Annotated in this window: 17 protein-coding genes; 10 read left to right on the top strand and 7 right to left on the bottom strand. The window is 69.9% G+C overall.

Annotation, left to right across the window (positions count from 1 at the left end):
* Positions 1-8: 8 nt before the first annotated feature.
* Together AMD30_RS06125 and AMD30_RS06120 are read right to left on the bottom strand one after the other, a co-directional pair.
* On the bottom strand, positions 9-725 hold the full coding sequence (locus AMD30_RS06125; RefSeq protein ID WP_055475040.1) for a TIGR03089 family protein: 717 nt from the start codon (positions 723-725) through the stop codon (positions 9-11).
* Positions 713-2,842, bottom strand: coding sequence for an LCP family protein (locus AMD30_RS06120; RefSeq protein ID WP_055475039.1), 2,130 nt, complete (start codon positions 2,840-2,842; stop codon positions 713-715). Before AMD30_RS06120 ends, AMD30_RS06125 begins: the two co-directional genes overlap by 13 nt.
* A gap of 230 nt (positions 2,843-3,072) precedes the next feature.
* Here AMD30_RS06120 and rfbD point away from each other — a divergent pair, with 230 nt between their 5' ends.
* Genes rfbD through AMD30_RS06105 form a run of 3 tightly spaced genes read left to right on the top strand, consistent with a single transcriptional unit; the run spans position 3,073 to position 6,085 of the window.
* On the top strand, positions 3,073-4,023 hold the full coding sequence (rfbD, locus tag AMD30_RS06115; protein ID WP_055475038.1) for a dTDP-4-dehydrorhamnose reductase: 951 nt from the start codon (positions 3,073-3,075) through the stop codon (positions 4,021-4,023).
* 5 nt (positions 4,024-4,028) lie between these two features.
* Positions 4,029-4,907: a glycosyltransferase family 2 protein gene (locus AMD30_RS06110; RefSeq protein ID WP_171011636.1), complete on the top strand. Its 879-nt coding sequence runs from the start codon at positions 4,029-4,031 to the stop codon at positions 4,905-4,907.
* 44 nt (positions 4,908-4,951) lie between these two features.
* Positions 4,952-6,085, top strand: coding sequence for a sugar phosphate nucleotidyltransferase (locus tag AMD30_RS06105; RefSeq protein WP_055475036.1), 1,134 nt, complete (start codon positions 4,952-4,954; stop codon positions 6,083-6,085).
* Positions 6,086-6,105: 20 nt separating this feature from the next.
* Here AMD30_RS06105 and AMD30_RS06100 read toward each other — a convergent pair whose 3' ends face one another.
* Positions 6,106-6,753, bottom strand: coding sequence for an O-methyltransferase (locus AMD30_RS06100; protein WP_055475035.1), 648 nt, complete (start codon positions 6,751-6,753; stop codon positions 6,106-6,108).
* 292 nt (positions 6,754-7,045) lie between these two features.
* Between AMD30_RS06100 and sigE the strand changes: the two genes are divergently transcribed.
* From sigE to tatB, 4 genes are all read left to right on the top strand, one after another.
* Entirely contained in the window at positions 7,046-7,666 is a 621-nt protein-coding gene (gene sigE / locus AMD30_RS06095) for an RNA polymerase sigma factor SigE (RefSeq protein WP_055475034.1), read from the top strand.
* A gap of 233 nt (positions 7,667-7,899) precedes the next feature.
* Positions 7,900-8,430 (top strand): hypothetical protein, encoded by a 531-nt coding sequence (locus AMD30_RS06090; RefSeq protein ID WP_055475033.1) that lies wholly within the window; start codon positions 7,900-7,902, stop codon positions 8,428-8,430.
* Positions 8,427-9,947: a S1C family serine protease gene (locus AMD30_RS06085; RefSeq protein ID WP_055475032.1), complete on the top strand. Its 1,521-nt coding sequence runs from the start codon at positions 8,427-8,429 to the stop codon at positions 9,945-9,947. The genes AMD30_RS06090 and AMD30_RS06085 overlap by 4 nt, the downstream gene beginning before the upstream one ends.
* 31 nt (positions 9,948-9,978) lie before the next feature.
* On the top strand, positions 9,979-10,458 hold the full coding sequence (gene tatB, locus AMD30_RS06080; protein WP_055475031.1) for a Sec-independent protein translocase protein TatB: 480 nt from the start codon (positions 9,979-9,981) through the stop codon (positions 10,456-10,458).
* A 4-nt stretch (positions 10,459-10,462) separates the two neighbouring features.
* On the opposite strand, the gene AMD30_RS06075 is transcribed toward tatB, so the two are convergent.
* The 4 genes from AMD30_RS06075 to AMD30_RS06060 form a co-directional block, all read right to left on the bottom strand.
* Positions 10,463-11,608, bottom strand: a complete 1,146-nt coding sequence (locus AMD30_RS06075) for an Mrp/NBP35 family ATP-binding protein (RefSeq protein WP_055475030.1) — start codon at positions 11,606-11,608, stop codon at positions 10,463-10,465.
* A 58-nt stretch (positions 11,609-11,666) separates the two neighbouring features.
* Positions 11,667-12,788 carry a lytic transglycosylase domain-containing protein gene (locus tag AMD30_RS06070; RefSeq protein ID WP_055475029.1) on the bottom strand — a complete coding sequence of 374 codons (1,122 nt, stop codon included), beginning with the start codon at positions 12,786-12,788 and terminating at the stop codon, positions 11,667-11,669.
* Positions 12,789-13,029: 241 nt separating this feature from the next.
* Positions 13,030-13,545 carry a DUF1003 domain-containing protein gene (locus tag AMD30_RS06065; RefSeq protein ID WP_055475028.1) on the bottom strand — a complete coding sequence of 172 codons (516 nt, stop codon included), beginning with the start codon at positions 13,543-13,545 and terminating at the stop codon, positions 13,030-13,032.
* Positions 13,542-14,888 carry a magnesium transporter MgtE N-terminal domain-containing protein gene (locus AMD30_RS06060; protein WP_055475027.1) on the bottom strand — a complete coding sequence of 449 codons (1,347 nt, stop codon included), beginning with the start codon at positions 14,886-14,888 and terminating at the stop codon, positions 13,542-13,544. Before AMD30_RS06060 ends, AMD30_RS06065 begins: the two co-directional genes overlap by 4 nt.
* A gap of 135 nt (positions 14,889-15,023) precedes the next feature.
* On the opposite strand from AMD30_RS06060, the gene AMD30_RS06055 reads away from it, so the two are divergent.
* The 3 genes from AMD30_RS06055 to AMD30_RS06045 all read left to right on the top strand — a co-directional run bounded on the left by AMD30_RS06055 (position 15,024) and on the right by AMD30_RS06045 (position 18,362).
* Positions 15,024-15,512 (top strand): general stress protein, encoded by a 489-nt coding sequence (locus tag AMD30_RS06055; RefSeq protein ID WP_055475026.1) that lies wholly within the window; start codon positions 15,024-15,026, stop codon positions 15,510-15,512.
* A gap of 220 nt (positions 15,513-15,732) precedes the next feature.
* On the top strand, positions 15,733-17,145 hold the full coding sequence (locus AMD30_RS06050; protein ID WP_176455882.1) for an extracellular solute-binding protein: 1,413 nt from the start codon (positions 15,733-15,735) through the stop codon (positions 17,143-17,145).
* Complete coding sequence (locus AMD30_RS06045; RefSeq protein WP_078112022.1) at positions 17,142-18,362, top strand: sugar ABC transporter permease; 1,221 nt, start codon at positions 17,142-17,144, stop codon at positions 18,360-18,362. Before AMD30_RS06050 ends, AMD30_RS06045 begins: the two co-directional genes overlap by 4 nt.
* The last annotated feature ends 1 nt before the right edge of the window (position 18,363 follow it).

The raw sequence follows: 18,363 nt of genomic DNA, 5'->3' as shown, positions 1-18,363 counted from the left end.
CGCGGGGTTCACGACAGGATCAGGGTGGCCTTTTCCATCTCGGCGATCGCCGCGAGCCGTTCCGGTGAGGCCGCGGAGACGTGGACGAGGCTGCCGCCCGCCAGCAGAGGTGCCAGGAGGTGAGCGATCACCCGGTCGCCGGAGTACCACGGCCGGGTGGACACCACGCGGGCGCCCGGTCCGATTCCCTCGCGCTCAGCCGTCGCCCGGGCGTCGTCGAGCACCTCGCCGATGGGGGCGCCCTCCAGGGTGGCCGATGCAGGGTACCGAGACGAGAACTGATCGCCGTGGACGCGGACGACGCTGCCGTAGTCGCCGACGCCGGGCGGCAGGTCGCGCAGCGGCAGCGCGAACGGATCGAGCGAGGCGACCACGACCTCGTCGACGTCGGGATGGCTGTCCAGGCGATCACGGCTGGTGAACACGATCATCGGGTCTTCGGTGGAGTCGAAGTGCACCTCGGCGCCCGCCCAGAGCGCGCCCAGCAGGATGCCGGCCGTCTGCCAGTGCTCCGGGAGATCGACCGCGACGACATCGCCTTCGGCGACCCCGATCTCGTCGCGTAGGTAGTTCGCGGTCTTGGCCGCCCAGTTGCCGAGGGTCGCCGCCGAGAGCTCGGTGCGCTCACCGGTCGCGTCGTCGTAGTAGGTCAGCAGCGGACGCGAATGATCGGCGACCGCGGCGAAGATCGCGTCGGTGAGAGTGTTCGGAGTCAGTTCACGCACATGGGCCCCTCGTTGCCCGCGGTGATCGGCGGGCGCTTGTTGCCGACGCGCTCGCTCGCCGGCGTGTTGTCGGTCTGGTCGCCGGTGTCGCTGATCGAGCCCGGACCGGCGTAGGTGTTGGTGAGCACCACCTTCAACTGATCGTCGCCGAGGGCGGGATCGGCGACGACCTGGGCGCCGCCGAGATCCTTGGCGAGGAGCCGAGCGGCGTCGCTCTCCTCCTTGGCGTACACGATCGAGTCCTTCGTGTCGGCCTTGCCGCTGGAGGTGGCTCCGACCCGGAAACCCTTGTTGGTCAAGATGTTCGCGACGTTCGAGGCGAGCCCGTCGATGGTGCCGGCGTTGACCACGTCGACCGTGTAGTCGCCGCGCTGGATGCCCTGCGTCTGCTTCGGTGCCAGCAGGTCACCGGTGAAGGCCTGGACCTCGCGCGGGTCCACCTGGACGACGCTCTGCTGACCGTCCTCGCTCCAGCCCTGCTCGGTCACGATCGGGATGGTCGCGAACTTCACCCGGCCGCCGCTGAGATCCTTGAGCTGTTCGGCGAACCGGATGATGTCCCAGTCGTCGTCGATGACCACCGATCGCGACACCGCGTCCTGCAGCTCCGACAGCTTACCCGGATCGGTCAGGGTGTTCGCCGAGATGATCTTCTGCGTCAGCGACGCCATGAACGCCTGCTGACGGGTGATGCGGTCGAGATCGCCGCGGGGGAGGCCGTGGCGCTGGCGCACGAAGCTGAGCGCCTTGGGCCCGTCGAGAGTCTGACGGCCGGCGCGGAACCGCGCGCCCGTGAAGGGATCCCGGACCGCGTCGTTCAGGCAGACGTCGATGCCCCCGGCCGCGTTCGTCAGCAGCACGAACCCCAGCAGGCCCACCTCCGCGTAGTGGTCGACCTGCACGCCGGTCAGGTTGGCGACGGTGTCCACCAACGCCTTCCGGCCAGCCAGGGTGCCCTCGGACTCGGCCTCGCTCTCGGATTTGCCATCGGTGACCGCTTGCGCGCGAACGGTTTCGCGCGTCGTGCCGTAGGCGGCGTTGATCTTGCTCATCCCGACACCGGGTACGTCGACATACGAGTCGCGGGGGATCGAGATCGCGGTCGCCGACGAGCCGTCGTCGGGGATGCGGATCAGCAGGATGGTGTCGGTGTTGGTCGCCACCTCGTCGCCCGACCGCAGGAGTCGGAGTTCCTCCGGCGACAGCGGATTGCCCTTGGCGTCGGTCCGCGAATCGGTGCCCACGAGGAGGATGTCGACGGCCCCGTCTTCGGCGCCACCGCCGAGATCGAGTCCGCCGAGCTGGGTGATGCGGGTCTGCAGATCCGACATCGTGTTCCAGGCGTATCCGGTGCACAACAGCACCGCCACCGAGGCGACCGCGATGAGCGCACGACCCCAGCCGGCCCCCGGGGTCCGGGCACCTTTGCGTCGGCTGTCCGCCGGCGGCTTCGACGGTGGTTCCGGTGTCGACGACGTCGCCGCCGTGCGTCGGTCGCCGGACTTCGGTCCGGTCTGCTTCGGTCCGGCCGATTTCGGTCCAATCTGCTTGGGTCCGGTCTGCTTGGGTCCGGTCGGCTTCGGGTCGGTGGACTGACGTGCGGTCGGCTTCCGCGGGCTCGTCTTGGGGTCGCCCGGCTTCTGCTCGGACGTCCGCTTAGCGGCCGGGGCCGGGCGGGTGTGGATCTCGCCGGAGGTGCGTCGGACGGGCCGCGGCTCGCCGGGGCGGCGCTGCCGGGTAGGGGTGGGTTCCACGGCTTCTGGCGTGGCTCGTCGACCGCCGGGGGCGCGACGTTCGGAGTTGCGGGTGTCGGCGGCCGGCCGACGCCGGGGGTCGCGGGGGTCGCGTGGATCGGCAGCTCGACGTCGCGGGTCCGGCGGGGGCTGGCGTCGCGCTCGGGGTGGAGGATTGCCCGGTTCACCGGGGAGCGGTGCCGCGCGCCGCGGGGATTCGCGTCCATCTGGTCCACCGTCGTACGGGGGCCGGGCCGGGCGCCTGCGCGCACCGGGCTCCGGGGCGCGCCGATCGCCGGGCATCGGCTGACGCCCGTCGGGACCCGGCCGTGCCGGACGGCGCGGCTGCGCGCGCCGACGCGGGCCGTCGGATGGTGAATCCACTGGTGAGCGGTCCCTTTCGAGGTCGGCACATCGGGTCCGGGGTCGACGCGGCGAGCGTTACGCCTGAGGATGTCGATGCTGATGTGCAAGGCGGGTCGGCTGTTGTGTGCTGTCGCCAGGCTACTGAAGTGATTCGCGAATTCGAGAACGCAACGCCGGTCGTGTGAGTAGCCGTCGTCACGTGTTCCGGCGAGCGCGTCGTCGCGTGGGTACCGCCGGACTCCGGCACGATGGTGCTCATGCGTGTGACGCCGAGCAACCCCACCGTGTACATCGTCGGCGCCGGCGGGCAGCTGGGGACTGCCCTGCAAGCACGGTCGAGCGAGGTTCCCGACGTCGTCGTGCGGCCGCTCACCTCAGCCGACGTCGACATCGCCGACCCGACCTCGGTGGCCGCCGCACTGGGCGACCTCGGCCCCGACGACATCGTGGTGAACTGCGCGGCCTACACCGACGTCGACGGAGCCGAGGCCGACTCGGAAGGCTCGCGGCGGGTCAACACCACCGGGCCCGAGGTGCTCGCGCGCCGGACCGCCGACGCCGGCGCGTGGTTCGTGCACGTGTCGACCGACTACGTGTTCCCCGGGGGCGCCGCGGAGGGTTCCCGGCCGGTCGAGCGGAACGGATACGAACCCGACGACGTGAGCGGAACGCCCGCGACCGTGTACGGCCGCACCAAGCTCGACGGCGAACGCGCCGCGCTGTCGGCGGACCCGCGGGCCACCGTCGTGCGGACGGCATGGGTCTACACCGGCGGACCCGACAGCCGCGACTTCGTCGGCACGATGCGGCGGCTCGAACAGTCACGGGAGACGGTGTCGGTCGTCGACGACCAACTCGGGTCCCCGACCTACTCGTACGACCTCGCCGACGGGCTCTGGGAACTCGTCGTCGCGGGCCCCCGCGACGAGGTCTGTGGCGCGGTTCTGCATGCGACGAACTCGGGCACCGCCACCTGGTTCGACGTCGCCCGCGGGGTCTTCGAAGAGGTCGGGGCGCAGCCCGACCGGGTCCTGCCCACGACGACCGCCGAGTTCCCGCGCCCGGCCCCGCGGCCGGCGTTCTCGGTGCTCTCCGGCCACTCCTGGGAGGCCGCCGGTCTCACCCCGCTCCGGCCGTGGCGACCCGCGCTGCACGCGGCGATCGCCGCGTCGGACGCCGACCCCGGTTCGTTACCCTGAGCGGCGTGCCAGTTCAGCCAGCCGTGGTGACGGTGACCTATTTCTCCGGCGATCACCTCGTGACCTTCCTGCGCAGCCTCGACGCCGTCACCGACGTCATGCCGCAGGTCATCATCGCCGACAACGGGTCCGACGACGGCGCGCCCGAACGGGCCGAGCAGGAGTACGACACGGTCAGGCTGGTCCGCACCGGCGGCAACATCGGCTACGGCGGTGCCATGAACCGCGGTGTCGCCGAACTCGACCCGGATGTCGAGTTCGTGCTCATCTCCAATCCGGATGTCGAATGGAAGCCCGGTGCCATCGACGAGCTGATGGCCGCCGCCCAGCGCTGGCCGCGAGCGGGTTCGCTCGGCCCGCTCATCCGCGAACCGGACGGCTCGATCTACCCCTCGGCGCGGCGCGTTCCCGACCTCGTGTCGGGCACCGGACACGCGATCCTCGGCACGGTGTGGAAGTCCAATCCGTGGACTGCGGCCTACCGCGCGGACGACGAGACACCGTCGGAACGTCCGGTGGGGTGGCTGTCGGGCTCCTGCCTGCTCGTGCGGCGCGAGGCCTTCGACGCCATCGGCGGCTTCGACGCCCGCTACTTCATGTACATGGAGGACGTCGATCTCGGCGACCGCCTCGGCAAGGCCGGGTGGCAGAACGTCTATGTGCCGAGCGCGGAGGTCGTGCACACCAAGGGGCACAGCGCCGGCCGGCATCCGGAGAAGATGCTGCCCGCCCACCACCGCAGTGCCTACCGGTTCCAGGCCGACCGCAATCCGGGACCGTGGCGGGCGCCGCTGCGCCTGGCGTTGCGCATCGGCCTGGAGGTCCGATCCCGGCTCGCCGTGCGCGCGGCGCGACGCGCGTCGGCGAGCGAGAACTCCCGATGAATGCTGAAGTGAACACCAGTCACCTCGAGGAAGGACCCGATCCAGTGGACAACTACACCGTGCGTGAGTCGGTGGAAAGACCGTCCGTGGGGGGATCGGACAACATCAGGGAGGACGTCGAGGCCGTCGTCCTCGTCGGCGGGAAGGGAACCCGCCTGCGCCCACTCACCCTGTCGGCGCCGAAACCGATGCTGCCCACCGCCGGGCTGCCGTTCCTGACCCATCTGCTGTCCCGTATCCGGGCGGCCGGTATCCGCGACATCGTGCTCAGCACCTCGTTCAAGGCCGAGGTCTTCAGCGAGTACTACGGCGACGGTTCGAAGCTGGGCCTGCGCATGCGCTATGTCACCGAAGACGAGCCGCTGGGCACCGGCGGCGGTATCCGCAACGTCCTCGACGAACTGACCGCGAGCACGATCGTGGTGTTCAACGGCGACGTCCTCGGTGGCACCGATGTCGGCGACGTCATCGACAGTCACCGCGCCGCCGACGCCGACGTCACCATCCACCTCGTGCGGGTCAGCGACCCACGCGCGTTCGGCTGCGTCCCGACCGACGCCGACGGCCGGGTCACCGCGTTCCTGGAGAAGACCCAGGACCCGCCGACCGACCAGATCAATGCCGGCACCTATGTGTTCAAGCGCGAGGTCATCGAATCCATCCCGGCCGGCCTGCCGGTGTCGGTCGAGCGCGAGGTGTTCCCCCGGCTGCTCGCCGAGGGCAGTCACGTCCACGCACACGTCGATCACGCGTACTGGCGGGACATGGGTACGCCCGAGGACTTCGTCCGCGGCTCGGCCGACCTCGTCCGCGGGATCGCGCCGTCGCCCGCCCTGGGGGACCGTCGCGGCGAGTCCCTCGTGCACGAAGGCGCGGGAGTGGGCCCGGGTGCCCTTCTGATCGGCGGCACGGTGGTCGGCCGTGGCGCCGAGGTCGGCCCGCGCGCCCGTCTCGACGGCGCGGTCGTCTTCGACGGCGCCGTGATCGAGGCCGGCGCGGTCGTGGAACGGTCGATCATCGGCTTCGGTGCCCGCATCGGGCCGCGTGCGCTGGTCCGGGACACGGTCATCGGCGACGGTGCTGACATCGGCGCCCGTTGCGAGTTGCTGCGCGGCGCCCGGGTGTGGCCGGGAATCGAGATCCCCGACAACGGGATTCGATTCTCGACGGACGTCTAGTCCAGCAGGAGCGCGGCCGACTAGCGGATCTTCGCGGCGGCGAGCACGCCGGGCCCGAGCGGGATGACCACGGGAAGCAGCTGCTCGTCGTCGGCGATCAGCAGGGCCGCCTCGCGGGCCGCCGCCGTCGGCGGTTCGGTGCGGGCCGGGTCGCCGACCGTTCCGTGCGCGGTCGCGTTGTGGACGACCACGACACCTCCCGGTCGCAACATCCGGACGGCCTCACGCACGAACCGGGGCAGGTCCAGCAGTGGTCCGTCCACGAAGACCAGGTCATAGGACGCGTCGGACAACCGCGGCAGCACCTCGACCGGCGTGCCGTTGATCAGCCGGGTGCGGCCCGGGGCGATGTCGGCGCCGGCGAACGACGCCCGTGCGGCCCGGTGATGTTCGGGCTCGGGATCGATCGTGGTCAGCACGCCGTCGGCCGACATGCCGTTGAGCAGCCAGAGGCCGCTCACCCCGGTGCCGGTCCCGATCTCCACGACGGCGCGCGCATCGGCCGCGCGGGCCAGCAGAGCCAGTAGCGCGCCGACCGCCGGGCTGACCGGTGTCGCGCCAAGCTCCTCGGCGCGAGCGCGGGCGGCGATGACGGCGTCGTCCTCGACGATGGCCGACTCGGCGTAGGCGATCAGGTCGGGGCGTGTGGACGGCGTTGACTCGGTCACGCGTCGAGGTTAGTCCGGCCCCGCGGCGGAACCCGACCCGGCGCGCCAGACCTGGGCGAATCCGCTCGCGGCGAGACCGACGATGCATCCTCAGGCAACACTCAGGCGCCTCATACGGCGGCCACACTCCGATAGGAGAGGGTGAGAGCTGTTCCGGTTGGGACAGGTCCCGGGAGGTCGGTGAGAACTTCCTGGCAGCTCGGGAATACCCAGCCGGAATCATCCGTTCGTCTTCGGTGAGTGCTTGGGTCACCGGGTGCGTGTTTCACGAGAGAGGAACCGACCACCGACCATGACCGATCCCCGCGATCCCGCCGACGCCGTGCCCGCCGTTCCGGCGGGCACCGCAGGTTTCGACGCCACCGGCGACGAACTGCTCATGCCGTCCTGGGACGACCTGGTCCGCGAACACGCCGACCGCGTCTACCGTCTGGCCTACCGTCTGTCGGGGAATCAGCACGACGCCGAGGACCTCACGCAGGAGACCTTCATCCGGGTCTTCCGCTCGTTGTCGAACTACCGTCCCGGCACCTTCGAGGGCTGGTTGCACCGCATCACCACCAACCTGTTCCTCGACATGGTCCGTCGCCGCAGCAAGATCCGGATGGAAGCCCTGCCCGAGGAGTACGACCGGGTGCCGGCCGACACCCCGGATCCGCAGCAGGTCTTCGACGCGACGAACCTCGACCCCGACCTGCAGCGCGCCCTGGACTCGCTGGCTCCCGACTTCCGCGCGGCCGTGGTGCTGTGTGACATCGAGGGCCTGTCCTACGAGGAGATCTCCGCCACCCTCGGTGTCAAGCTGGGTACCGTCCGCAGCCGCATCCATCGCGGTCGGCAGAGCATCCGCGACGCACTCGCGGCCCAGGGCCACACCAGCAGCCGTTCGGTCGCGCTCGGCTCGCACGCCTGAGGTCGCTGCCGGGAACCCTGCTCCGCCGAGCATCGTTGCGAGTCTCGGATACGCTGAGACGTTGCCTGTGTCACGGGACACGATGCGATCGGAGTCCGTAGCCCGCGGACGCCACGCGTTCGGGGGACGGCATCGGATGCCGCCGGTCGGTACCGTGGCAGACAGCAGCAGAGCCCAGTGGCAACACAGGATTCATCGTGCGGCGGTTTCGTCGTGGAGAGGGGTGAACGACGATGATGGACGGCGATCGCGGGCGTCCGACCGGAAGCGGCGGTGTCGAACCGCCGACTCCCAACCTTCGTCGCCGGCGGTCCTCCTGGACCCCAGCCAGGTGGAATACGAACACCTGGAGTCCGGCTCCCTCGTCGTTCCTGCCCAACCGCGGCTACCGCGCGCCGGGTACGGCCGGCGGACGCGGCTTCGCACCCACCGAGCACCTGGCCCCCGAGGCGGTTGCCGCCTTCGTCGACGGCGAGCTCGGGATGTCGGCGCATGCGCGGGCCGCTCATCATCTGGCGCTGTGCCCCGAGTGCGTCACCGCGGTCGAGGCGCAGTCGTTGGCCCGCACCCGACTCCGCGAGTCCGGCCGCGTGTCGATCCCGGACTCCCTCCTCGGTCAGCTCTCCCAGATCCCCACGCGTGAGATCGATCTGAGCTCCGAGCCACCCCGCCCGGCAGGGTTCGGGCCGACGGTGTCGCCCGATGCGCCGACCGACGGCATCCCCGCGGCCCGCGGCCGCGCCTTCCGTCGCCGGGGCCGGTGACCGTGGCCCCCGACGCCGATTCTCCCGATACCGGTGACGCACAGTTCGCGCGGCGCGCCGAACCGCCCGAGTCACAACGTCTGACGCCGTCGCGGACCCGACACTGGCCCGTGTCGCCGTCGACCGCGCAGGTGTTCGGCCGCCCGTCGGGTGTGCGCGGCTCGTTCGCCACCTCGGATGGCGACAAGCGGCCGCCCGAGCCGCAGATCGCACCTCCGGACCCGGTGCTCGCCGAGGCCTTCGGCCGGCCGGCCGGATCGAGCGACACCCTGCAGCGGGATCCGCTCGCGACCTACGGCCACACCGAGCAGCCGCAGGCGCCGGAGGACCCGTGGCGCGACCCGGAGAGCCCGGCGCGGCTGGACGCACCCGCGCTGGCATCCGCATCGTCGGACATCCCGACCGAGACCGGCCCCAAGCTCGGTGTCCGCGACATCCTGCTCGGCAATCGCCTGAGCTGGGTCGCCCTTGCCACGCTCGCGGTGATCGCGTTGCTGATCGGGCTCGTCGGCGGGCTGATGGGCCGGTACACCGCGGAGGTGGCCGCGCCGCTCACCAGTGACACGGTCGAGTTGTCCACCGAGGACACCGGCGGCGACGCCGGACCGCGGTCGTCCGTGGCGGAGGTGGCCCGGGCGGTGGAGAAGTCGGTCGTCGCCATCGACGTCCGCGCGGCGGGCGCCTACGCCACCGGGTCGGGATTCGTCATCGACAAAGAGGGTTACATCCTCACCAACAACCACGTCATCTCGATGGCCGCGAACGACAAGAGCGCCAAACTGGAGGTCGTGTTCTTCGACCGTCAGCGGGTCCCGGCGCGCATCGTCGGTCGCGATCCCAAGACCGATCTCGCCGTGTTGAAGGTCGACAATGTCGAGAACCCGACGGTCTCGGTGCTCGGTAGCTCGGGCGACCTGCAGATCGGCGAAGAGGTGGTCGCCTTCGGATCTCCATTGGGGCTCAACCGAACCGTGACCAGCGGCATCGTCAGCGCGACCGACCGAGCCGTGGCGCTGACGCCCGACGCAGAGTCCGACACCGACGCGGTGATCGACGCGATCCAGACCGATGCCGCGATCAACCCGGGCAACTCGGGCGGTCCGCTGGTCAACGGCGAAGCCCAGGTGGTCGGCATCAACACCGCCGGGCGCCTCGGCGCCGGGGGCGGCAACATCGGTCTCGGATTCGCGATTCCCATCGACGAGGCCAAGCCCATCGCGGAGGCGCTGATCCGCGACGGCCGCGTGAACCACCCGCAGATCGGCGTCAACGCCAGTTCGGTGCGCAACGAGCGCGTGCTGGGCGCACAGGTCCGCAACGTCGTCGCCGGCAGCCCCGCCGAACGCGCGGGCATCCGGGAGAACGACGTGATCACCTCGTTCAACAATCGCCCGATCGAGAGCGCCGACGAGCTGAACGTCGCGATCCGAACCGCCAGCATCGGCGAGTCGGTCCCGTTCCAGTACTGGCGGGCGGGTCGCACGTTCAGCGGTACCATCACTCCGGCGAGCGACTAACCACACCACCGCACAGGTCAGGACGAGGCACATGTTCAGCAGCATCGGATGGGGCGAGATAGCGATCCTGGTGGTCGCGGCACTCGTCATCCTCGGCCCCGAACGTCTCCCCGGTGCCGTCTCCTGGACGATGCAGTCGGCCAAGAAGGTCCGTGATTACGCGACCGGTGCGAGCAATCAGCTGAAGGACGAGCTGGGTTCCGAATTCGACGACCTGCGCAAGCCGCTCGCCGACCTCAACGAACTGCGGGGCATGACGCCGCGGTCGATCGTCACGAAACACCTTCTCGACGGCGATGATTCACTGTTCCGGCTGAACGAGAGCGCCACCACGGTCGACCGGAAGGCCACCCCGGCGGCGCCGGAGATCAAGCCCGTGTCGGCGCCCCTGTCGTTCGAGAAGCAGGAGAGCGGGAATCAGGACTCCGCCGGCCCGGCGGGATCCGCGGCGTCGGACCGCCGGTCGCGGTCGGGGTCGCGTCCCGCCGCGGCCGACTGGGACGCGACCTGACCGGTCAGGAATTCCGGATGGTGTCGAGTCCCAGACTCATACCCGCCAGGCCGCGCTTACGCGCCGCGAGCTTGCCCGCGATGGCGCGCAGGGCGGAACCGGACGCCGATTCGGGTGCCGACAGCACCACCGGGACACCGGCGTCGCCGCCTTCGCGTAAGGCCGTCTCGAGCGGTACCTGACCCAGCAGGTCGACCTGGGCGCCCACCGCGCGCGTGAGGCGTTGCGCCACCTGCTCGCCGCCGCCGGACCCGAACGGTTCCATGCGGCTGCCGTCGGGCAGTTCCAGCCACGACATGTTCTCGACGACGCCGAGGATCTTCTGCCGGGTCTGCAGCGCGATGGCCCCGGCGCGCTCGGCGACCTCGGCCGCGGCCTGCTGGGGTGTCGTCACCACCAGGATCTCCGCGCCCGGGATGAGCTGCGCGATCGAGATCGCGACGTCACCGGTGCCCGGCGGGAGGTCGAGGAGCAAGACGTCGAGATCGCCCCAGTAGACGTCCGCGAGGAACTGCTGCAGGGCTCGGTGCAGCATGGGACCGCGCCAGGTCACCGGCGTGTTGCCGTCGGTGAACTGTCCGATCGAGATGAAGCGGACGCCGTGGTTGCTGGGCGGCATGATCATGCGCTCGACCTGCGTGGGTTTGGCGTCGCTCCCGAGCATGCGGGGGACCGAGTGGCCGTAGATGTCGGCGTCGAGAACGCCGACGGTGAGCCCGCGTTCGGCGAGCGCCGTGGCGAGGTTGACGGTCACGCTCGACTTGCCGACGCCGCCCTTACCCGACGCGACGGCGTAGACGCGGGTCAGTGAGCCGGGCTGGGCGAACGGGATGACCGGCTCGGCCTTGTCCCCGCGGAGCTTCTTGCGCAGCTCGGTGCGCTGCTCGTCGTCCATGACGTCGAGTTCGACGCGGATCGCGCCGACGCCCGGGACGTCGGCGACGGCCGTTTCCACGCGCTGCGAGATCTCGGTGCGCATCGGGCACCCCGATGTCGTGAGGTACACCCCGACATCGACGCTCGCGTCGTCGTTGATCGTGACCGACTTGACCATCCCGATGTCGGTGATGGGCTTGCCGATCTCGGGATCCTTGACCTTGCCCAGAGCGGCGCGAACTGCCGATTCCGTGGGCGCGACTCCTGTTGTCATCTGGCCCAGACTACCGGCGGCGCCGACGGTTCCGGGCGCAGGTCCTCCGGTGGCGCCGTCAGCGGACGGGAACCGGGGTGCTCGCCCCTCCCGGCCTGTTCGGGCCGGCGTTCCCCGTCGGTGCCTGTTGTACCGCCGGGGCCTCCCTCTTGGTGGGCGGGGGAGCGGGCTGGCCCGGGAACAGCGGCGGGATCGATGGCAGGCAGACGATGATGCACGGCGGCGGCGGAGGGCTCGGCCGCCGCGTGGTGGAGGACGACGACGAGGACGACCCGGACTCCGGCCGCCTGGGCTTGCTGGACGAGCTCGAGCTGCTCGACGGCTTGCGCTTCATCTCCGGGATGGGGTCGGTCGGCATCACGCCCGTCGCGTAGGCCCCGGCCCAGCCGAGGACGTTGGCGACATACTCCATCGAGCGGTTGTACCGCAGCACCGCCGACACGCGAGTGCGCTCGTTCATGATGTCGGTGACCCCGGCGCAGAGATACCGGCCGGCCGAGTACGTGGCGTCGAAGATGTTGTTGGGGTCGGGTTTCCCGTCGCCGTTGGCGTCGGAGCCCCACGCTGCCCACGTGCTCGGGATGAACTGCATCGGGCCCATCGCCCGGTCGTGTCCGGCGTCGCCGTCGATGCGTCCGCCGTCGGTGTCCTTGATGACCGCGTTGCCGGCCAGCGAGCCGTCGAGGACCGGCCCGGCGATCGGGTTGATCGTCGTGCCGTACTGATCGACCGAGCCGTTGCTCGCATGATTGGACTCGATGCGTCCGATGCCGGCCAGCAGGAACCACGGCAGTTTGCAGGCCGCGCTCTCGGCGGCGACGCGGTTGGCGGCCAGCTTGTAGGCCTGGAGTACGACGCCCGGGATCCCCAGTGGGCCCGAGGGGAGGTCGCTGGCGAGCCGGAACTGCGGCGCCGGCAGCGCGGTCGCGGGCTTCTCCGGCGGCGGCGCGAAGCCGAGGAGTGCACCCGGCGAACCCGCGACGAGTTCGGCCACCGTCACGGGGGCATCGGGCTCGACGACGGCCGACGCGACGTTGCCGCCGGAGGCGCTCGACGTCGCGGTCCCCAGGACCAGTGCACCGACCAGACCGCCGCCGACGACCAGCGTCGCGGCGCGTCGTGGGAACGAGGACGGACGGCGCGGACCACGGCGACGGCGGACGAGTTCGAGGGGCCTCACCGGAGGCCTCCTGCACATCGTGCGGCCCCGGGCCGCTGCCCGGTCCTGTTCACTCCGTTGTCAACACACACTTCTGCCCCCGAGAACGCGGCGATGCCCACCCGCGGCCCAGGTCCAGAGCCGCTCACATGGATGTGTCGGAGAATCTCGTCGCGCCGTGACAGACGCCGGGATCCGGTCCGAACTGTGACCCACCATACATATGGGTCTGACGTCCCAGACACGAACCCGGCTTTTGGTGTCAGTGATCCTTGGAACCGCGGCGGCCGGATTCGTCGCCGGCGGGGGCGCCGAGCCGTTCGGTGAGTTCGTCGAGCAGGTCGTCCAGTTCTTTGCGCAGGTAGTCGCGCGTGACGGTGTCGCCCACCGCGAGACGGACCGCGGCGAGCTCCCGGGCCAGGAACTCGGTGTCGGCCTTCGTCTGGGCGGACCGCATCCGGTCCTCTTCCAGCGACACCCGGTCGCGGTTCTCCTGCCGGTTCTGGGCCAGCAGGATCAGCGGCGCCGCGTACGCCGCCTGCGTCGAGAACGCGAGGTTCAGCAGGATGAACGGGTACGGGTCCCACTGGATCGACACCGCGACCAGGTTCAGCACGATCCACACGATGACGATGACCGTCTGGATCGCCAGATATCGTCCGGTGCCCAGGAACCGGGCGATCCGCTCGCTGTACATCCCGACGACGTCGGAGTCGAGATTGAACGAGATCGTGCGGCGGGTGCTGGGGGTGTCGAGCTTGCGTCCCGGTTCGCTCATCGGATCCGCACCTGGGGGCCGCCCGATGCCGGTTCCGGGCCACTCCCGACGCCGTACCCGTCGGCCTCGACGACGTCCTCGGGTTCGGTCTCACGCCAGTCGCGCGGCAGGATCTCGTCGAGCAGGTCGTCGACGCTCACCGCGCCGAGCAGGTGGCCGGCCTCGTCCACGACGGGGCCGCACACCAGGTTGTAGGTCGCGAAATATCTCGTCATCGTCTCCAGGGAGTCCTCGGGATGGAGTTGGGCGAGGTCGGTGTCCAGGATGCCGCCGACCAGGTGCGCGGGCGGTTCCCGGAGCAGGGCCTGCAGATGCACGCATCCGAGATACTTGCCGGTCGGTGTCGAAGTGGGCGGGCGGACGACGAACACCAGACTCGCCGCGGCCGGCGTCAGGTCGGGGTTGCGGACCCGGGCGAGGGCCTCGGCGATGGTGGTCGATGCGGTGACCACGATCGGCTCCGAGGTCATCACGCCGCCCGCGGTGTCGGGGGAGTGCAGCAGGAGTCGGCGGAGGGGCTCGGACTCCACGGGGTCCATCTCCTCGAGGAAGGCCTCGGCCTCGGTGTCGGGCAGTTCGCCGAGGAGGTCGGCGGCGTCGTCGGGGTCCATCGCCTCGAGGATGTCGACGGCGCGGTCGCGTCCGAGCGCGGCCAGCACCTCTTTCTGGTCGTCGGGCGGCAACTCCTGCAGCACGTCGGCGAGCCGTTCGTCGTCGAGGGCCGAGGCGATCTCGTCGCGTCGTTTCGCGGGCAGTTCGCGCAGGGCGTTGGCGACGTCGGCCGGGCGCATGCCCTCGAACTGCAGGAGGGCCTGCGCGACTCCTTGTCCGGGCAGGTTCAGCGAGCTCTGGGTGATGCCCTGCACGCTGGACCACTCCACGACCTGTGTCTCGTGGCGCCGGCGCAGGCCGCGACGTCCCGCCCGGATCGCGACGCGGGAGACGACCCAATCGCGGGTCCGGGTCTTCTCGATCCCGAGGTCGATCACCGTCACGTCGGCGTCGGCGAGCTCGGGGAGATCCGGATCGACGACCCGGACGTGGGTGTCGAGGACCTGTCCGATGGCGAGCGCCTCGCCGGGGCGCAGATGGAGTCGGCGGAGGCTCACGGTGCCGGTGTTGAGGGCCACGGCCTGGGGCTCGATCGCGGTCACCCGCAGCATCGGCACGAAAATCCTACGCCGAGTGGTCAATTCGACCGCGAGACCGAGGACGCGCGGTTGCTGCCCGGACATGCGGATCGAGATCACCACGTCGCGGACGCGTCCGATGGACTCGCCGTCGGGACCAAGGACGGCCAACCCGACTAATCTGGCCACGAACACCTTGCTCACCGACGACATGGGAGTAAGGGTAGTGCCATCGGTGCAACGGAGGCCGACGGCAGACACGAACGCCCACCGGTGGGAGACCAGTCCCACTGTCGGGTCTCACCGCGACGTTCAGCACTGGAGTCTGACAACAGGGAAGGCCCCGATATGACCAATCCCATGCGCCCGAGCCGCGAGACGCCGGGACTCCCCACCCCGCCCAAGGGCTGGCCGATCGGTTCGTACGGAACCTACGCCGAGGCCCAGCGCGCGGTGGACTTCCTCTCCGACGAGAACTTCACTGTCCAGGACGTCACCATCGTGGGCGTCGATCTGATGCAGGTCGAGCGGGTCATCGGCCGGCTGACGTGGGGCAAGGTGATCGGCGGCGGGCTGGTCTCGGGTGCCTGGCTCGGCTTCTTCTTCGGCTGTCTGGTGGCGCTCGTCTTCGCCGGTTCGCCCATTGCGCCCATCCTGGTGGGCATCGTCGGCGGCATGGTCTTCGGTGTGATCTCCGCGACCATTCCGTACGCGGCGACCCGGGGCCAGCGGGATTTCGCGTCGACCATGCAGCTGGTCGCCGGCCGCTATGACGTGCTGTGCGACCCGAAAAGCGCAGAGAAGGCGCGCGACATGCTCGCCCGTCTCACCTTCTGACGTCGCCTCCCGCGGTCGGACACGGAGCGATCACAATCGCCCGCGGAATGGCACGCCCATGCCGAATGTGTTGCATGTCACGAATCCTCACGTATAGCGTTGCTCTTCGGACGCTCACGGCGGAGCACCGCTGCGGCGCCGCGTACGACATCGAGGAGGCTGCGTGCGGAGCAGGGTCAGCACGGACGGATCCATCAGCACCGACGGATCTACCAGGCGCGTGAGACGAAAGGTCCTCGCCGCGGCGGTGGCAGCGGTGGCCATGCTGCCCGTGCTGTCCGCGTGCGGCTCGGGATATGAAGCGGGCGTACTCAATTTCTATCCGCCGGCCGACGGTGCGGACACCTTCGCCGAGATCGGCGACAAATGCTCGGCCGATTCCGGTGGTGCGTACAAGGTCGTGACCACCCCGTTGCCCAAGGGCGCCGACGATCAGCGTTTGCAGCTCGCACGGCGCCTCGCGGGCAACGACAGCGGGCTGGACCTGATGGGCATGGACGTGGTGTGGACGGCCGAATTCGCCGACGCGGGTTGGATGGTGCCGGTCCCCGACGCCATGGCCGCCGAGGTGTCGGCGCGCACCCTGGGCGGTCCGCTCGACACCGCGGTCTGGAAGACCGACGACGACGAGCGGGAACGGCTCTACGCCATCCCGTTCTCCACGAACACCCAATTGCTCTGGTACCGACCGGATGTGCTCGTCGAAGACGTCGACCGCCGGCGCCCGGCGTCGACGTGGAACGGCATGCTCGAGGACGCGCTCGTCAGCGGTCGCAACGGCGGACCGACCTACATCATGGTGCAGGGCAGGCAGTACGAAGGCCTGATGGTGTGGTTCAACTCGGTACTCGCCAGCGCCGGTGGGCAGATCGTCGACCCGGACGACCCCGACAAGGTCACCCTCAACGACACCCCCGAACACCGCGCCGCGACGGTCCGCGCCCTGGAGACGCTGAAGCGGGTCGCCACCGCGCCCGGTGCCGATCCGTCGCTGACCAACTCCGACGAGGGCGCCGCACGGCTCGGCATGGAGAGCGGTGAGGCCCTGTACCAGGTGAACTGGCCGTTCGTCTTCGCCGGGATGCGCGAGAACGCCGTGGCGGGCAGCGTCGCCTTCCTCGACCTCACCGAATACGCGAACCTGTACGCGGACACCGCGAATCCGCCGACCCCGGCGCAGGTGGTCCCGCTCAACCGCGAGATGCGGCGGGTCTTCGATTTCGCGCCCTATCCGGGCTTCGAGGGACTTCCCACCAAGACGACCCTGGGCGGCATCAACATCGCCGTCGCGAGCACCTCGCAACAGCAGGACCTCGCCTACCAGGCCGCCGAGTGCATCACCAGTGAGGCATCGCAGAAGGCGTTCTCGTTCAGTGCGGGTCCGCCGCCGGTCATCGAGTCCATCTACGACGACGCCGATTTCCGCCTCGCGTACCCGATGGCCGACGAGATCAAGCGGCAGCTCGAACCCGAGCACGCTGCTCTGCGGCCGAAATCGCCCGACTATCAAGCAATCTCGACGCTGCTGCAGGCCAAGTTGAGCCCGGTCGGCGCCTGGGAGCCGGAGGCCCTGGTCGACGAGCTCGCCGAAGCGGTCCAGAAGGCCATCGACGGGGAAGGGCTAATCCCGTGAGCGACAACGACACTCCGCGTAACGACGCCGAGAACGCGGGCGGCAACCCCGACGACGCGGGGTTCCGTGCCGGGCGACACGCCCTCCCGGAGGATGCGCCACCGCAAACCGGTCCGATCCCGATCGTCGGTGACACACCCCCGGTGCAGTCCGATCAGGTGTGGACCGCTCCGCCGGGAGGTCGGCACGAGGTGACCGCGGCGTCGTCGCACACCGACCGGCCCACCCCGGATCCCGCGCCCGCCTCGCTGTCGAAGCCGGCGACCGGGACGGGCGGGGGTACCGCGGTGATCGATCGGCCCCGGGCCGACACGCCGCCGGCCGCCCCGCGCAGGCGCAGCGAGGGCAAAACCGCCGAGCGCCGGCTGGCCTTCTGGCTCGTGGCGCCGGCCGCACTGATGATGCTCTTGGTCACCGGATACCCGATCGTGTACGCGGTCTGGCTGTCGCTGAACAAGATGAGCCTCTCGGCGCCGGGGGAACGCGAGTTCGTCTGGTTCGCCAACTACGCCACCGTCCTCACCGACAACTACTGGTGGACGGCCTTTGCCGTCACGGTCGGCATCACGGTCGTGTCGGTACTCATCGAACTCGTGCTGGGCATGGCGATCGCGCTCGTCATGCACCGGACGATCTTCGGGCGGGGCACCATCCGCACCGTCGTCCTGATCCCGTACGGCATCGTCACCGTGGCGGCGGCGTTCTCCTGGTACTACGCGTGGACGCCGGGCACCGGATATCTCGCCAACCTGCTACCCGACGGCACCGCACCGCTCACCGAGCAGTGGCCGTCGCTGGCGATCATCGTCCTCGCCGAGGTCTGGAAGACGACGCCGTTCATGGCCCTGCTCCTGCTGGCCGGCCTCGCGCTCGTCCCGGACGATCTGCTCAAGGCGGCCCAGGTCGACGGCGCCGGGGCGTGGACGAGACTGTGGCGCATCATCCTTCCGCTGATGAAGCCGGCGATCCTGGTGGCGCTGCTGTTCCGCACACTCGACGCGTTCCGCGTGTTCGACAACATCTACGTCCTCACCAGCGGGTCCAACAACACCTACTCGGTGTCGATGCTGGGTTACGACAATCTGTTCGGCGCCTTCAATCTCGGCGTCGGCTCGGCGATCTCGATTCTGATCTTCATCTGTGTCGCGATCATCGCGTTCGTGTTCATCAAGGGGTTCGGCACCGCCGCACCGGGTTCCGACGACGAGGGGAGGTAAG

This window comes from Gordonia sp. HS-NH1 (assembly GCF_001418765.1).
Taxonomy (GTDB): domain Bacteria; phylum Actinomycetota; class Actinomycetes; order Mycobacteriales; family Mycobacteriaceae; genus Gordonia.
Note: the sequence above shows the minus strand (reverse complement) of the source record. Positions and strands in the feature narration are given on the sequence as shown.

Coding starts and splice junctions, on each gene's coding strand:
- AMD30_RS06060 (WP_055475027.1), bottom strand. CDS start 14,888: ATGTCGTCGGTGAGCAAGGTGTTCGTGGCCAGATTAGTCGGGTTGGCC.
- AMD30_RS06090 (WP_055475033.1), top strand. CDS start 7,900: ATGATGGACGGCGATCGCGGGCGTCCGACCGGAAGCGGCGGTGTCGAA.
- rfbD (WP_055475038.1), top strand. CDS start 3,073: ATGGTGCTCATGCGTGTGACGCCGAGCAACCCCACCGTGTACATCGTC.
- AMD30_RS06055 (WP_055475026.1), top strand. CDS start 15,024: ATGACCAATCCCATGCGCCCGAGCCGCGAGACGCCGGGACTCCCCACC.
- AMD30_RS06075 (WP_055475030.1), bottom strand. CDS start 11,608: ATGACAACAGGAGTCGCGCCCACGGAATCGGCAGTTCGCGCCGCTCTG.
- AMD30_RS06065 (WP_055475028.1), bottom strand. CDS start 13,545: ATGAGCGAACCGGGACGCAAGCTCGACACCCCCAGCACCCGCCGCACG.
- tatB (WP_055475031.1), top strand. CDS start 9,979: ATGTTCAGCAGCATCGGATGGGGCGAGATAGCGATCCTGGTGGTCGCG.
- sigE (WP_055475034.1), top strand. CDS start 7,046: ATGACCGATCCCCGCGATCCCGCCGACGCCGTGCCCGCCGTTCCGGCG.